Origin of the sequence: Klebsiella sp. PL-2018 (assembly GCF_019048985.1) — a bacterium.
Taxonomy (GTDB): domain Bacteria; phylum Pseudomonadota; class Gammaproteobacteria; order Enterobacterales; family Enterobacteriaceae; genus Klebsiella; species Klebsiella michiganensis.
The window spans coordinates 3,972,263-3,986,325 of sequence record NZ_CP077673.1 but is presented as its reverse complement, the minus strand read 5'-3'; the positions used below and the strand labels follow the sequence as shown (position 1 = coordinate 3,986,325).

Here is a 14,063-nt window from a genome sequence, read left to right as displayed (position 1 = left end):
TTGATGAACCGCATTCATCATACAATTAAAGCCAAAAATGTGCTACCGATCACATCATGAATTCTGCGCATACCTGCGATAGAGACCGTGAACACCGGACCGGGCGACGGTCAGAGTGAAGATTGCAGGGACAGGCAATGGAGAAATCGGCTCAGCGCCAGCGACGGCGCTTCACTTTTTCGCCAGAACACCCCAACGCTACCTTTTTGTTCAATGCGCGGCAAATTAAGAATCGCCAGCTGGTGCTGGGCCGCGTAGCGCTGCGCCAGGCGCAGTGAGAGAATCGAGACCATATCGCTGCTCTGCAGCAGATTGCTGGTGACGTTCATCGAGGCGGACTCAATGGTGTTTTCCGGCAGCATCACGCCGTTATCCACCAGCGCGTTGTCGATGCTCAGGCGAATTGGCGTGCCGGTGGGCCAGACGATCCAGCGCCACGGAGAGAGGTCGGCCCAGCTTAATCGCGATTTCTGGGCCAGCGGGTGATCGGGGCGGGCGACAAAGCAGACCGGTTCGGTGTAGAGCACCCGGTAGCTCAGCGGCAGCTCCAGCGCCCGCCCGCCGACGCGCCCGACGACGACATCCACCACCCCGGCGAGCAGGTCGTTAAGCAGCGGCGTCATCACTTTCTCTTCGATATTCAGGTGCAGGGTCGGCATCTCTTTCAGCAGTTCGAGGATCGCCTGTGAGACGCAGTCGGTCGCCACCGGCGAACAGCCGATCATCAGGCTGCCCACCTGTCCTCCCTGTTTAAAACGCTCGATTTCATACTGCGAACGCGACATATCGTTAATCAGCCGCTGGGCGTGCTGAAGCAGCAGCTTTCCGTCTTCGGTCGGGCGCAGACCTTTGCTGTGGCGTTCGAACAAAACCATGCCGACTTCGTCTTCAAACTGGCTGAGCCATTTGGAGAGCGCGGGCTGAGTAATGTTCATCATTTTCGCCACCTGCGTGAGATTGCCTTGCTCCCCCAGCGCCACCAGCATTTGTAAATGGTGCAGCTTCAGTTTCTGCGTCCAGTCTGCCATCAGCGATAACCTCCAGGTTATGTCTATGCCCGAAATACCATTGTACATTTCATTGCCACAGTTACAAACTCGCAACATAAAAGAAATAAATACAACATCTACCCCTACCTGCTCTGAGGCATAATCATGACTCAACGACTTGAACTACAAAAACTACTCAACGCTGCGCCGGTCGGCGCCCGGCAGTGGCGCGTGATTATCTGCTGTTTCCTGGTGGTGATGCTTGATGGCTTCGATACCGCCGCGATTGGTTTTATTGCGCCGGATATCCGCAGCCACTGGCAATTAACCGCCGGTGACCTCGCACCGCTATTTGGCGCAGGCTTGCTGGGCCTGACCGCCGGGGCGCTGCTCTGCGGTCCGCTCTCCGACCGCTTTGGCCGTAAGCGGGTGATTGAGTTCTGCGTCGCGCTGTTCGGCCTGTTCAGCCTGCTTTCCGCGTTTGCCCCCGATCTACAGATGCTGGTGTTCCTGCGTTTTCTGACCGGTCTCGGCCTCGGCGGCGCGATGCCTAATACCATTACCATGACCTCGGAATATCTGCCCGCCCGGCGGCGCGGGGCGCTGGTGACCCTGATGTTTTGTGGATTCACCCTCGGCTCGGCCTTCGGCGGCGTGGTCAGCGCGCAGCTGGTCCCGCTGATTGGCTGGCACGGTATTCTGGTACTGGGCGGCGTTTTGCCGCTGCTGCTGGCGGTGGCGCTGATACCGCTGCTTCCCGAATCTCCGCGCTGGCAGATCCGTCGCCAGCTCCCGCAGGCGGTGATTGCCAAAAACGTTAGTGCCATAACCGGCGAACGCTATACCGATACCCATTTCTGGCTTGATGAGCCTGCCGCAGGGGCGAAGGGCAGCATCAGCCAGCTGTTCACCGGTCGCCAGCTGGCCATCACCTTAATGCTATGGGTGGTGTTCTTTATGAGCCTGCTGATTATCTATCTGCTCTCCAGCTGGATGCCGACGCTGCTTAACCACCGCGGGATTGATTTACAGCACGCTTCGTGGGTCACCGCCGCCTTCCAGATTGGCGGCACCTTTGGCGCGCTGCTGCTCGGCGTGCTGATGGATCGCTTCAATCCCTATCGGGTGCTGGCGCTGAGCTACGGCCTGGGGGCGGTCTGTATCGTCATGATTGGCCTGAGCGAGAACGGCCTGTGGCTGATGGCGCTGGCGATTTTCGGCACCGGGATTGGCATCAGCGGCTCGCAGGTGGGGCTGAATGCGCTAACCGCTACGCTGTATCCCACCCAAAGCCGCGCGACCGGGGTGAGCTGGTCAAACGCGGTCGGCCGCTGCGGCGCCATCGTCGGCTCGCTCTCCGGCGGCGTGATGATGGCGATGAATTTCTCTTTTGACACCCTGTTTTTTGTTATCGCAGTACCGGCCGTCGTTAGCGCCGTGATGCTTGTCCTGCTGACGCTTGCCGTCCGCAACCCAACATCTGTACCTGCCGCGTTGCCTTCTGCTGGCATCGTGAATAAATAAGGAGAACGCTCATGACTCAATCTTCAATGGAAATCAATAAAGACCGTCAGCAGTACTATCAGCATATTTCCGGACAAAACCTGACGCCGCTCTGGGAATCCCTGCACCACCTGGTGCCGAAAACGCCGAATGCCACCTGCGCCCCGGCCTACTGGAATTATCAGGAGATTCGCCCGCTGCTGATGAAAAGCGGCGAGCTGATTGGCGCGAAAGAGGCGATACGCCGCGTGCTGGTGCTGGAGAACCCGGCGCTGCGCGGACAGTCATCGATTACCTCCTCGCTGTACGCCGGATTACAGCTGATTATGCCCGGCGAAGTGGCGCCGAGCCACCGTCATAACCAGTCGGCGCTGCGCTTTGTGGTTGAAGGTGAAGGGGCATTTACCGCCGTCGATGGCGAACGCACCGCCATGCGCGCCGGTGACTTTATTCTGACGCCGCAGTGGCGCTGGCACGATCACGGCAACCCCGGCAATGAGCCGGTGGTCTGGCTCGACGGTCTCGACCTGCCGCTGGTGAACTATCTGGGCTGCGCTTTTGCTGAGGATTACCCGGAAGATCAGCAGCCGGTGACCCGCAAAGAGGGAGACTACCTGCCGCGCTACGCCGCCAATATGCTGCCGCTGCGCCATCAGGTCGGTAACTCTTCGCCCATCTTTAACTATCGCTACGACCGCAGCCGCGAAGCGCTGCACGACCTGACGCGTATGGGCGATGCCGACGAGTGGGACGGCTATAAAATGCGCTACGTTAACCCGGTTACCGGCGGCTATCCGATGCCGTCGATGGGCGCCTTCCTGCAGCTGTTACCGAAAGGGTTTACCTCACGCGCGGCGAAAACCACCGACAGCACTATCTATCACGTGGTGGAAGGTAGCGGCCAGGTCACCATTGGCGAACAGACCTTCGCCTTCCAGGCAAAAGATATCTTCGTGGTGCCGACCTGGCACGCCGTCTCTTTTAACTCTGCCGAAGATACCGTGTTATTCAGCTTTTCGGACCGTCCCGTGCAGGAAGCGCTCGGCCTGTTCCGCGAAGCGCGTTATTAAAAATGAAGAATAAGGAATCCATCATGACTCAATACGTTTTTGCACCCCAGGCCCCGATTAGCGTTCCGGTTGTCGGCAGCGATGAGCAGTTCCCGGTGCGCCGCGTTTACTGCGTGGGCCGCAACTACGCCGCTCACGCGCGTGAAATGGACTTTGACCCGGATCGCGAACCGCCGTTTTTCTTCTGTAAGCCAGCCGATGCGGTGGTGCCCGTCGCTGCGGGAGAGACGCTGGAGTTACCGTATCCGACGCAAACCGACAACTATCACTACGAAATTGAACTGGTGGTGGCGATTGGCAAGCGGGGAAGCGATATCCCGCTGGAGCAGGCCCATGAGTATATCTGGGGCTATGCCACGGGGCTGGATATGACCCGCCGCGATCGCCAGATGGAGATGCGCCAGATGGGCCGTCCGTGGGAGATTGGCAAAGCTTTTGACCTTTCCGCGCCGATTGCGCCGCTGCATAAAGCGGATACGGCGGACGTGAACCAGGCCGGAATTTGGCTGCAGGTAAACGGGGAAGATCATCAGCGCAGCGATATTCGCCACCTGATCTGGTCGGTCAATGAGACCATCAGCTATCTTTCCGGCTTCTTTGAGCTGCAGCCCGGCGATCTGATTTTCACCGGCACGCCGGAAGGCGTCGGCGCGGTGGTGAAAGGCGATGTCATCACCGGCAACGTAGATGGACTGACGCCAATCGCCGTGCGCGTGGTGTGAGGTGAATGATGAAGCTGTACAGTTTTTTCAATAGCTCAGCCTCCTACCGCGTGCGCATCGCGCTGGCGCTGAAAGGCATCGACTACCAGAGCGTGGGCGTCAATATTCGCATCGGTCAGCAGAACGCGCTGGAGTACCGGCGGCTGAATCCGGTTGGCCTGGTGCCAACGTTGATTACTGATGATGGTGAATCTCTCGGCCAGTCGCTGGCGATTGCCGACTGGCTGGATCGGCACTATCCGCAGCCGCTGCTGCTGCCCCAGGAGGACAGCGCGCGGATGCGGGTCCTGGAGATTGTTTACGCCATCGCCTGCGATATTCATCCAATAAACAACATGCGCGTTTTACGCTACCTCAGCGACGAACTGAAGGTAAGCGAAGAGGAGAAAAAGCGCTGGTATGCACACTGGATCCAGCAGGGATTCAGCGCCGTCGAGCAGCTATTGCGCCACGCGAAATCCGGCGCTTTTTGCGTGGGCGATGCGCCCACCCTGGCAGACTGCTGTCTGGTACCGCAGTGGGCCAACGCGCTGAGAATGGGCTGCGATCTCAGCCACTATCCGCGCTGCCAGGCGGTCTATGACGCCTGCACCCGGCTACCGGCGTTTATCGCCGCCGCGCCGGAAAACCAACAAGATAAGATCCCGGCTTAGGAGGCAACATGGCAAAAGTGATGCGAGCAATTATTGTCGGCGGCGGTATTGGCGGAGCGGCCACGGCGCTCTCTCTGGCGCGCCAGGGCATCAAAGTGATGCTGCTGGAAAAGGCGCATGAAATCGGCGAAATCGGCGCCGGGATCCAGCTTGGCCCTAACGCGTTCTCGGCGCTGGACAGCCTCGGCGTCGGCGAAGTCGCCCGCCAGCGGGCGGTATTTACCGACCATATCACCATGATGGATGCGGTAAGCGGCGAAGAGGTGGTGCATATTGAGACCGGACAGGCGTTCCGCGACCATTTTGGCGGGCCGTATGCGGTGATCCACCGGGTAGACATCCACGCCACCGTTTGGGAAGCGGCGCTGACCCATCCGGCCGTGGAGTATCGCACCTCGACCCAGGTGGTGGATATCCGCCAGACCACCGATGACGTGACGGTTTTCGATGACAAAGGCAACAGCTGGACGGCGGATATCCTGATCGGCTGCGACGGCGGTAAGTCGGTGGTACGCCAGAGCCTGCTGGGCGATTCGCCGCGGGTGACCGGCCATGTAGTCTATCGCGCGGTGGTCGACGCCGCCGATATGCCGGACGATTTGCGCATTAACGCGCCGGTGCTGTGGGCGGGTCCGCACTGCCACCTGGTGCATTATCCGCTGCGCGGCGGCAAGCAGTACAATCTGGTGGTGACCTTCCACAGCCGGGAGAAAGAAGAGTGGGGCGTGCGCGACGGCAGTAAAGAAGAGGTGCTCTCCTACTTTAAAGGCATTCACCCGCGTCCCCGGCAGATGCTGGATAAGCCGACCTCCTGGCGGCGCTGGTCCACCGCCGACCGCGAGCCGGTAGAGAAATGGGGCAACGACCGCATCACGCTGGTTGGCGATGCCGCTCACCCGGTGGCGCACTATATGGCCCAGGGGGCCTGTATGGCGCTGGAAGACGCGGTGACGCTGGGTAAAGCCCTGGCGCAGTGCGACGGCGACGCCGCCCGCGCTTTCGCGCTGTATGAGTCGGTACGTATTCCGCGTACCGCGCGGATCGTCTGGTCGACGCGTGAAATGGGGCGGGTCTATCACGCCGCCGGCGTTGAGCGCCAGGTACGCAACCTGCTGTGGAAAGGCAAGACCCAGAGCGAGTTTTATCGCGGCATCGAGTGGCTGTACGGCTGGAAAGAGGATAACTGCCTGGAACCACGTTAAGCGGTTGTGCATTTCCCGGGGCGCAGACAGAGGTGACCTTGTAGCCCGGCTAAGCGCAGCGCAAGGCGGGAAGCAGCAGCGCCGCCGCCGGGAAAACCGATCTTGGCCCCTTTCAACCCGCATCCAGAGGCGCTAACATAGCGCCTCTTTTTTCCGGGCAATGAAAAAACAATATGCGTGTATTACTGGCGCCGATGGAAGGCGTGCTCGATTCGCTGGTGCGCGAGCTGCTGACCGAAGTGAATGATTACGATCTCTGCATCACCGAATTCTTGCGCGTGGTGGATCAGCTCCTGCCGGTAAAATCGTTCTACAGACTGTGTCCGGAACTGCATAACAACAGCCGGACGCCGTCCGGCACCCGCGTGCGCGTACAGCTGCTCGGGCAGTATCCGCAGTGGCTGGCGGAAAACGCCGCTCGCGCGGTCGAACTCGGTTCCTGGGGCGTTGACCTTAACTGCGGCTGCCCGTCAAAACTGGTGAACGGCAGCGGCGGCGGGGCGACGCTGCTCAAAGATCCCGAGCTTATCTATCGCGGCGCCAAAGCGATGCGCGAGGCGGTTCCCGGCCATCTGCCGGTCACGGTAAAAGTTCGGCTTGGCTGGGACAGCGGCGAGCGGCGGTTTGAAATTGCCGATGCGGTCCAGCAGGCGGGCGCCAGCGAGCTGGTGGTTCACGGCCGCACCAAAGAGGATGGCTATAAAGCGGAGCGCATTGACTGGCAGGCTATCGGCGAAATCCGTCAGCGCCTGACTATCCCGGTGGTGGCCAACGGTGAAATCTGGGACTGGCAAAGCGCCCAGGATTGCCTGGCCGCGACCGGCTGCGATGCGGTGATGATTGGCCGCGGCGCGCTGAACGTTCCAAACCTGAGCCGGGTGATAAAATATAACGAACCGCGTATGCCCTGGCCGCAGGTGGTCGAACTGCTGCAAAAATACACCCGTCTGGAAAAGCAGGGCGACACCGGCCTTTATCACGTCGCGCGGATAAAACAGTGGCTGAGCTATTTGCGTAAAGAGTATCTGGAAGCGGCTGACCTGTTCAGCGCGGTACGCACCCTACAGGATTCAACCAGCATAGCGCGCACGATTAACGACTGGCGTAGCTAAACTATCTGACCGGCATCACATTTTTTAGCTTGTCCCATTGAGATTACCCGGCGGACAGTGAAATACTCACTACCGATTGTTACTGCTCCGGCAGGCAAAACCTGATTTCCTGGCATCCGTCGGGGTCAGGTTTTTTTGTTTTTGGGGTTCATATGCAAATCGCCAAAGTACTTAATAATAATGTAGTGGTGGTTGTTGATGAGCAGCAGCGCGAACAGGTGGTCATGGGCCGAGGACTTGCCTTTCAGAAACGCGTTGGTGACTCTCTTGATGAAAGTAAAATTGAAAAGGTCTTCGCGCTGCAGAGCGATGAACTGGTTGGCCGTTTAGGTGAATTACTCAGTCAGATACCATTAGAAGTGATGACGACCTGCGATCGGATCATCGATCTGGCGCGCGGTCGTCTCGGTAAGTTACAGGATAGTTTGTACATTACCCTGACCGACCACTGCCACTTTGCGATTGAGCGGCAGAAGAAGGGCATCGCTATTCGTAATGTGCTGCTGTGGGAAATAAAGCGGCTGTATCCGAAGGAATTTGAGTTAGGGCAGGAAGCGCGGGCGATTATCGCCAAACGGCTCGGGGTTGAACTGGCCGAAGATGAAGCGGGTTTTATCGCCCTGCATCTGGTCACGGCGCAGCTCAACAGCGAAATGCCGGAAGTGATGCACGTCACCCGGGTCATGCAGGAGATCCTGCAGCTGGTGAAGTATCAGCTGACGCTGAACTACGACGAAGAGTCGCTGAGCTACCAGCGCTTTGTCACCCATCTCAAGTTTTTCGCCCAGCGTATGCTGACGCGAACGGTGGTCGAAGATGATGATGTGACGCTGCACAGCGCGGTAAAGGATAACTACCCTAAAGCGTGGAAGTGTGCGGAAACCGTCGCGCGGCACCTGCAAAAGAGCTACCAGCGGCCGCTGACGACGGAAGAAATTATGTTTCTCGCCATTCATATTGAGCGGGTGAGAAAAGAGGGACGCTAAGCGCCGATCGGGCCTGGCGCATAGCTCCCGCGCTACAACTGGATTGTTACTGCATTACGCAGGCAAAACCTGAGCGCAACGCCTACACGGCGTTGTTCTCGGGTTTTTTTATTTTTAATACTCAGTTAACGATGCCTGCGGGCAGCGGAAGTAAGGAAAAACAGCATGGAATATAAAGCACTCGCGCAGGATATTCTCAGCCGGGTTGGTGGCAAAGAGAATATTGTGAGTCTGGTTCACTGCGCAACGCGGCTGCGTTTTAAGCTCAAAGATAGCAAGAAGGCGGATGCCGAAGGACTGAAGGCGAATCCTGGCGTCATCATGGTGGTGGAAAGCGGCGGCCAGTTTCAGGTGGTCATCGGTAACCACGTGCACGATGTCTGGCTGGCGGTGCGCAGCGAAGCCGGACTGACGGATGACAGCGAGCCGGTGGCGGTGAAAGGCGAAAAAGTGTCGATTATCGGCCAGCTTATCGACGTGGTTTCCGGTATTTTCACCCCGTTTATCGGCGTCCTGGCGGCCTCGGGGATCCTCAAAGGGCTGCTGGCGCTGGCGGTGGTTTGCGGCTGGTTAACGACGCAGCAGGCAACCTACAAAATCTGGTTTGCCGCCAGCGATGCGCTGTTCTTCTTTTTCCCGCTGTTTCTCGGCTATACCGCCGGTAAGAAATTTGGCGGCAACGCCTTTATTACCATGGTGATCGGCGGCGCGTTAACCCACCCGCTGATGATTCAATCTTTTGAAGCCAGTATGGTGCCTGACGCCGCGACGGAGTATTTCCTTGGGATTCCTGTGACCTTTATCAATTACAGTTCATCGGTCATCCCGATTATCCTCGCCTCATGGGTGAGCTGCTGGATTGAGCGGCGCAGCAACGCGATACTGCCCTCGTCGATGAAGAACTTCTTTACCCCGGCGATTTGCCTGGCCGTGGTCGTCCCGCTCACGTTTCTGATTATCGGCCCGGTTGCGACCTGGCTGAGCCAGCAGCTGGCCAACGGCTATCAGCTTATCTATCAGGTTGCGCCCTGGCTTGCCGGCGCGGCGATGGGGGCGCTGTGGCAGGTGTGCGTCATCTTTGGGCTGCACTGGGGCCTGATACCGTTAATGATTAACAACCTTGCCGTGCTTGGCCATGATTCAATGATGCCGATGCTGCTGCCGGCGGTGATGGGGCAGGTTGGCGCCGCGCTGGGGATTTTCCTGCGCACCCGCGATGCGCGGCAAAAAGTGCTGGCGGGCTCGGCGGTATCCGCGGGGATCTTCGGCGTGACCGAGCCGGCGATTTATGGGCTGAATCTGCCGCTCCGCCGTCCGTTTATCTTCGGCTGCGTCGCTGGCGCCATCGGCGGCGCGATTGTCGGCTTTAGCGACAGCCACGTCTATTCTTTCGGTTTCGGTAATATTTTCACCCTGGCGCAGATGATCCCGCCGCAGGGCATTGACGCCACGGTGTGGGGCGGCGCGCTGGGGACGGTTGCCGCTTTAATTATCGCCTGCGCGCTCACGTTAGTCGCCGGGCTGCCGCGCAGCACCGCTGAACAGGCGGCCGTTGTGGTGGCTCCGGCCTCGGAAAACGACATCCTGGCGCCGATGACCGGCAGCGTACTGGCGCTGGATCAGGTTCCCGATAGTACCTTCGCCAGCGGTTTACTTGGCCAGGGCGTAGCGATTATCCCCTCAGTGGGCAAAGTTATTGCGCCGTTCTCGGGCGAGGTCGCCTCGATTTTTCAGACGAAACATGCCATCGGTCTGCTGAGCGATAGCGGAATCGAGCTGCTCATCCACGTGGGCATCGACACCGTCAAGCTCGATGGCGCACCGTTCACCGCCCACGTTAAAGAGGGCGACAAAATCAAAGCGGGCGATCTGCTGCTGGAGTTTGACCGTCAGGCGATTCTGAACGCCGGTTACGATCTGGCGACGCCCATTATTATCAGCAACAGCGACGATTTTCGTGCTCTCGACATCGTATCCGCCAGCGCGGTGGATGCCGGTCAGCCGCTGTTGTCCGTAAGCCGTTAATCACAGGAGAGAGATGAATGAAGACATTCCCACAGGCGTTTTTATGGGGCGGCGCGACCGCGGCAAACCAGGTTGAAGGCGCTTATCTGGAAGACGGGAAGGGATTAACCACTTCTGACGTCCAGCCGCGCGGCGTATTTGGCGACGTCGTAGAACGCGTGCCTGGCGATAGCGGCATAAAAGATGTTGCCATCGATTTTTACCATCGTTATCCGGAGGATATCAGCCTCTTTGCCGAGATGGGCTTTAACTGCCTGCGCGTATCCATTGCCTGGGCGCGTATTTTCCCTGAGGGCGATGAGGCGCAGCCAAACGAAGCCGGGCTGGCCTTTTACGATAAGCTGTTTGATGAAATGGCGAAGCACAATATTACTCCGCTGGTGACCCTGTCCCACTATGAGATGCCGTGGGCGCTGGTGAAAAACTACGGCGGCTGGGGCAATCGCAAAGTCATTGGCTTCTTCGAACGCTACGCCCGTACGGTGTTTGCGCGCTACCAGGCGAAGGTCAAACTGTGGCTGACCTTTAATGAAATCAATATGTCCCTGCACGCGCCGATGACCGGCGTCGGTCTGCCGGCCGACAGCAGCAAAGCTGAAGTCTACCAGGCTATTCACCATCAGCTGGTGGCGAGCGCGCTGGCGGCTAAGGCCTGCCATGACATCGTGCCTGAGGGCAAAATCGGCAACATGCTGCTCGGCGGCCTGATGTATCCGCTGAGCTGCAAACCGGACGATATTTTTGAAACCCTGCAGCAGAACCGCAGCTGGCAGTTCTTTGGCGATGTCCAGTGCCGCGGCGCTTACCCGGGCTATATGCTGCGCTATTTCCGCGACAACGGCATTAGCCTTGAGATCGCCGATGCCGATCGCGAAGCCCTGAAAGAGACCGTTGATTTTATCTCCTTCAGCTACTATATGACCGGCTGCGTGACCGCCGACGAAGAGCTGAACAAAAAATCGCGCGGCAATATTCTCAGCATGGTGCCGAACCCGCACCTGGCAAGCTCGGAGTGGGGCTGGCAGATTGACCCCCTCGGCCTGCGCACGCTGCTGAACGTGCTGTGGGATCGCTATCAGAAGCCGCTGTTTATCGTGGAAAACGGCCTGGGCGCTAAGGATAAGGTGGAAGCCGACGGCAGCATCAACGACGATTACCGGATCAGCTACCTTAACGACCATCTGGTGCAGGCTCGTGAGGCAATAGAGGACGGCGTTGAGCTGATGGGCTACACCAGCTGGGGACCTATCGACCTGGTGAGCGCGTCGAAGGCGGAGATGTCCAAACGCTATGGCTTTATCTACGTCGATCGCGACGATGAAGGCAACGGCACCCTGGCGCGCAGCCGCAAGAAAAGCTTCTGGTGGTATAAAGAGGTAATCGCCACCAACGGCGGCAGCTTAAAAGAGTAATGCCCTGAGCACGAAGCTAACATCAGCCTTATGGCCCGGATAACTTCCGGGCCTTTTTGCGTATTACGCCGGCTTGCGCGCGCGCAGGAGAAAAATCATCGGCCGCTCTTTTTCTTCATCCAGCGCCGGCTGAGCGGCAATCTGCTCCGCCGTCGGTCCCCACTCATCCAGATGCTCGATGATAAAACCGGCGGCGATCAGCTGGTTTATCCAGCTGGACAGCTTGCGGTGCTGCTTTTTCACCCCGTCGGCAAACCAGTTGCTGATGCGCTCGCCCTCCTGCTGGTAGTGGCTCACCGGCCAACTTTTCTGCCCGTTCTCATCTTCCTGCCAGCCCTGACGCGGCGGGGCGGTATAGATGGGATGCTCGGCGGAGAACAGCAGCGTACCGCCGGGCGTCAGCGCCCGGTAAACGGTGGCGAACAGCGGCGCCACGTCGGGCAGATAGTGCAGCGCCAGCGAGCTATAGACCAGCTCGCAGCTATCGGCGGGCAGGGTAAGCGTCTGAAGATCTTCGCAGCGATAGCGGATACCTTCGCCCTCCGTCATTTCGCGGGCGCGCTCCAGCATTCGGCTGGAGAGATCCAGCCCGTCCACCTGCGCGGCGCCCTGGTCGCGGGCCCAGCGGCAAAACCAGCCGTAGCCGCAGCCAAGATCGACGACGCGTAAACCGGATAACGGCGGAAGCATTTGCTGAAGGGTCGGCCACTCGGGCGCGCCTTCCAGCCCTTTGACTGAACGGTCGAGGGTGGCGTATCCGGCAAAAAAAGCGGGATCGTCATAGATGTTCTGACTCATTGTCACTCCATGAGAAGTTTATTTTTAGTCTGCTAATAGTTACGGCACACGCTTTACTAAACGGCAAGGATGCAAGTAGCTTAATATACCCGACCTTATTTAATCATCTGACCGATTTCATGAACCTGACTTTGAGCAAACGTGCGTTGGCTGGCCTGCCACTGGTTATCGCGCTGGCGGGCTGCGCGCCATCGCACGATACTGGCAAGCCGCTCCAGCAGCAAACCCCGGCATCCCACGTCGCAACGGAACTGCCCGCCGCCGTGAAAAACGGCTGGCCGCAGAGCAACTGGTGGCAGGATTACCATGACCCTCAGCTCAATAGCCTGATTCAGCGTGCCTTAGCCAATGCGCCGGACATGCAGATTGCCGAACAGCGCATCAGGCTGGCGGAAGCGCAGGCGCGGATGTCGCAATCCAGCCTGGGACCGAACCTGGATTTTTCCGCCGATATTGAACGGCAGAAAATGTCCTCCGAGGGGCTGATGGGGCCGTTTGCCACCGATACCGACGGCAATACCGGGCCGTGGTACACCAACGGTACCTTCGGACTGACCGCCGGATGGGATCTGGACCTGTGGGGTAAAAACCGCGCGCTGCTTAAAGCGCGCATCGGTGAAGTCAAAGCTCAGGTTGCCGAAGAAGCCCAGACCCGCGAACTGCTGGCCGGCAGCGTCGCCCGCCTTTACTGGCAGTGGCAGACCGAAGCGGCCATTAAAAACGTGCTGACGCAGGTGAAGCGCGAACAGAATAATGTCGTTACCGTGGATACTGCGCTGTATCAACGCGGGATCACCAACTCGGCCGAAGGGGCGGAGAACGATATTAACGTCAGTAAAACCGATCAGCAGCTCGCCGACGTGGCGGGCAATATGAAGGAGATTGAAGCGCGGCTGATGGCGCTGACCAACAGCCAGAGCCAGGCGCTGAATCTTCATCCGGCGGATTTACCCGCCGTCAGCGCGCAAATGCCTAACCAGCTGGGCTATGAGCTGCTGGCGCGACGCCCGGACCTGCAGGTCGCGCACTGGTATATCGAGGCTTCATTAAGCGAAGTTGATGCCGCGAAAGCCGCGTTTTATCCGGATATCAACCTGATGGCCTTCCTGCAGCAGGATGCCCTGCATCTTAGCGATCTGTTCCGCCACTCTGCCCAGCAGATGGGCGTCACCGCCGGGCTGACCCTGCCGATCTTTGATAGCGGCCGCCTGAACGCGAATCTGGATATCGCCAGCGCGCAAAATGCCCTGTCGATAGCGAAGTACAACAAAGCGGTGGTCGATGCGGTTAATCAGGTGGCGAAAACCGCCAGCCAGATGGAAACGCTGATGGCGAAAAATCAGCAGCAGCAGCAGGTTGAAAAAGATGCTCAGCGGATGGTCGCGCTGGCGCAGGCGCGGATGAACGCCGGGATTATTTCCGGCTCGCGCGTCAGCCTGGCGAAGCTGCCGGCGCTGCAGGAGCGCGTCACCGCGCTGCGCCTGCACGGCCAGTGGCTTGATGCCAGCATCCAGCTGACCTCCGCGCTGGGCGGCGGGTATCATCAGGCGACGAAGTAGTTCTGTTTCCCCGGCTCGCGCTGCGCTTAGCC

11 protein-coding genes and 1 pseudogene are annotated in these 14,063 nt (G+C 58.8%); 10 read left to right on the top strand and 2 right to left on the bottom strand.

The window, feature by feature from the left end; translation table 11 throughout:
- Positions 1-110: 110 nt before the first annotated feature.
- A complete protein-coding gene (locus tag MKleb_RS18590) occupies positions 111-1,028 on the bottom strand; it encodes a LysR family transcriptional regulator (RefSeq protein ID WP_217076061.1) in 918 nt (305 codons plus the stop codon).
- Positions 1,029-1,154: 126 nt separating this feature from the next.
- Here MKleb_RS18590 and MKleb_RS18585 point away from each other — a divergent pair, with 126 nt between their 5' ends.
- The 9 genes and pseudogenes from MKleb_RS18585 to ascB all read left to right on the top strand — a co-directional run bounded on the left by MKleb_RS18585 (position 1,155) and on the right by ascB (position 11,674).
- Positions 1,155-2,513, top strand: a complete 1,359-nt coding sequence (locus MKleb_RS18585) for a 3-hydroxybenzoate transporter MhbT (RefSeq protein ID WP_025106755.1) — start codon at positions 1,155-1,157, stop codon at positions 2,511-2,513.
- A gap of 11 nt (positions 2,514-2,524) precedes the next feature.
- Positions 2,525-3,562, top strand: coding sequence for a gentisate 1,2-dioxygenase (gene gtdA, locus MKleb_RS18580; RefSeq protein WP_025106756.1), 1,038 nt, complete (start codon positions 2,525-2,527; stop codon positions 3,560-3,562).
- Between the two features lie 23 nt (positions 3,563-3,585).
- The gene (locus MKleb_RS18575) at positions 3,586-4,284 is read left to right on the top strand and encodes a fumarylacetoacetate hydrolase family protein (protein WP_217076060.1); all 699 of its coding nucleotides are present in this window, start codon (positions 3,586-3,588) and stop codon (positions 4,282-4,284) included.
- An 8-nt stretch (positions 4,285-4,292) separates the two neighbouring features.
- Positions 4,293-4,937 carry a maleylacetoacetate isomerase gene (gene maiA / locus MKleb_RS18570; protein ID WP_025106757.1) on the top strand — a complete coding sequence of 215 codons (645 nt, stop codon included), beginning with the start codon at positions 4,293-4,295 and terminating at the stop codon, positions 4,935-4,937.
- Positions 4,938-4,945: 8 nt separating this feature from the next.
- The gene (locus MKleb_RS18565) at positions 4,946-6,139 is read left to right on the top strand and encodes a 3-hydroxybenzoate 6-monooxygenase (RefSeq protein ID WP_217076058.1); all 1,194 of its coding nucleotides are present in this window, start codon (positions 4,946-4,948) and stop codon (positions 6,137-6,139) included.
- 173 nt (positions 6,140-6,312) lie between these two features.
- Complete coding sequence (dusC, locus tag MKleb_RS18560; protein WP_025106759.1) at positions 6,313-7,251, top strand: tRNA dihydrouridine(16) synthase DusC; 939 nt, start codon at positions 6,313-6,315, stop codon at positions 7,249-7,251.
- A 152-nt stretch (positions 7,252-7,403) separates the two neighbouring features.
- Complete coding sequence (gene bglG / locus MKleb_RS18555) at positions 7,404-8,237, top strand: transcriptional antiterminator BglG (protein WP_014230144.1); 834 nt, start codon at positions 7,404-7,406, stop codon at positions 8,235-8,237.
- A 53-nt stretch (positions 8,238-8,290) separates the two neighbouring features.
- Positions 8,291-10,262: pseudogene (bglF, locus tag MKleb_RS18550) on the top strand (PTS beta-glucoside transporter subunit IIABC).
- A gap of 17 nt (positions 10,263-10,279) precedes the next feature.
- Entirely contained in the window at positions 10,280-11,674 is a 1,395-nt protein-coding gene (ascB, locus tag MKleb_RS18545; RefSeq protein WP_014230142.1) for a 6-phospho-beta-glucosidase, read from the top strand.
- A gap of 63 nt (positions 11,675-11,737) precedes the next feature.
- Here ascB and MKleb_RS18540 read toward each other — a convergent pair whose 3' ends face one another.
- Positions 11,738-12,472: a class I SAM-dependent methyltransferase gene (locus tag MKleb_RS18540; protein WP_025106760.1), complete on the bottom strand. Its 735-nt coding sequence runs from the start codon at positions 12,470-12,472 to the stop codon at positions 11,738-11,740.
- Positions 12,473-12,591: 119 nt separating this feature from the next.
- Between MKleb_RS18540 and mdtQ the strand changes: the two genes are divergently transcribed.
- Positions 12,592-14,031 carry a multidrug resistance outer membrane protein MdtQ gene (mdtQ, locus tag MKleb_RS18535; protein WP_025106761.1) on the top strand — a complete coding sequence of 480 codons (1,440 nt, stop codon included), beginning with the start codon at positions 12,592-12,594 and terminating at the stop codon, positions 14,029-14,031.
- The last annotated feature ends 32 nt before the right edge of the window (positions 14,032-14,063 follow it).

Bases quoted from the DNA above. Each gene is read 5' to 3' on its own strand.
- MKleb_RS18565 (WP_217076058.1), top strand. From the start codon at position 4,946: ATGGCAAAAGTGATGCGAGCAATTATTGTCGGCGGCGGTATTGGCGGA.
- MKleb_RS18585 (WP_025106755.1), top strand. From the start codon at position 1,155: ATGACTCAACGACTTGAACTACAAAAACTACTCAACGCTGCGCCGGTC.
- MKleb_RS18575 (WP_217076060.1), top strand. From the start codon at position 3,586: ATGACTCAATACGTTTTTGCACCCCAGGCCCCGATTAGCGTTCCGGTT.
- MKleb_RS18590 (WP_217076061.1), bottom strand. From the start codon at position 1,028: ATGGCAGACTGGACGCAGAAACTGAAGCTGCACCATTTACAAATGCTG.
- MKleb_RS18540 (WP_025106760.1), bottom strand. From the start codon at position 12,472: ATGAGTCAGAACATCTATGACGATCCCGCTTTTTTTGCCGGATACGCC.
- mdtQ (WP_025106761.1), top strand. From the start codon at position 12,592: ATGAACCTGACTTTGAGCAAACGTGCGTTGGCTGGCCTGCCACTGGTT.
- ascB (WP_014230142.1), top strand. From the start codon at position 10,280: ATGAAGACATTCCCACAGGCGTTTTTATGGGGCGGCGCGACCGCGGCA.
- maiA (WP_025106757.1), top strand. From the start codon at position 4,293: ATGAAGCTGTACAGTTTTTTCAATAGCTCAGCCTCCTACCGCGTGCGC.
- bglG (WP_014230144.1), top strand. From the start codon at position 7,404: ATGCAAATCGCCAAAGTACTTAATAATAATGTAGTGGTGGTTGTTGAT.
- dusC (WP_025106759.1), top strand. From the start codon at position 6,313: ATGCGTGTATTACTGGCGCCGATGGAAGGCGTGCTCGATTCGCTGGTG.
- gtdA (WP_025106756.1), top strand. From the start codon at position 2,525: ATGACTCAATCTTCAATGGAAATCAATAAAGACCGTCAGCAGTACTAT.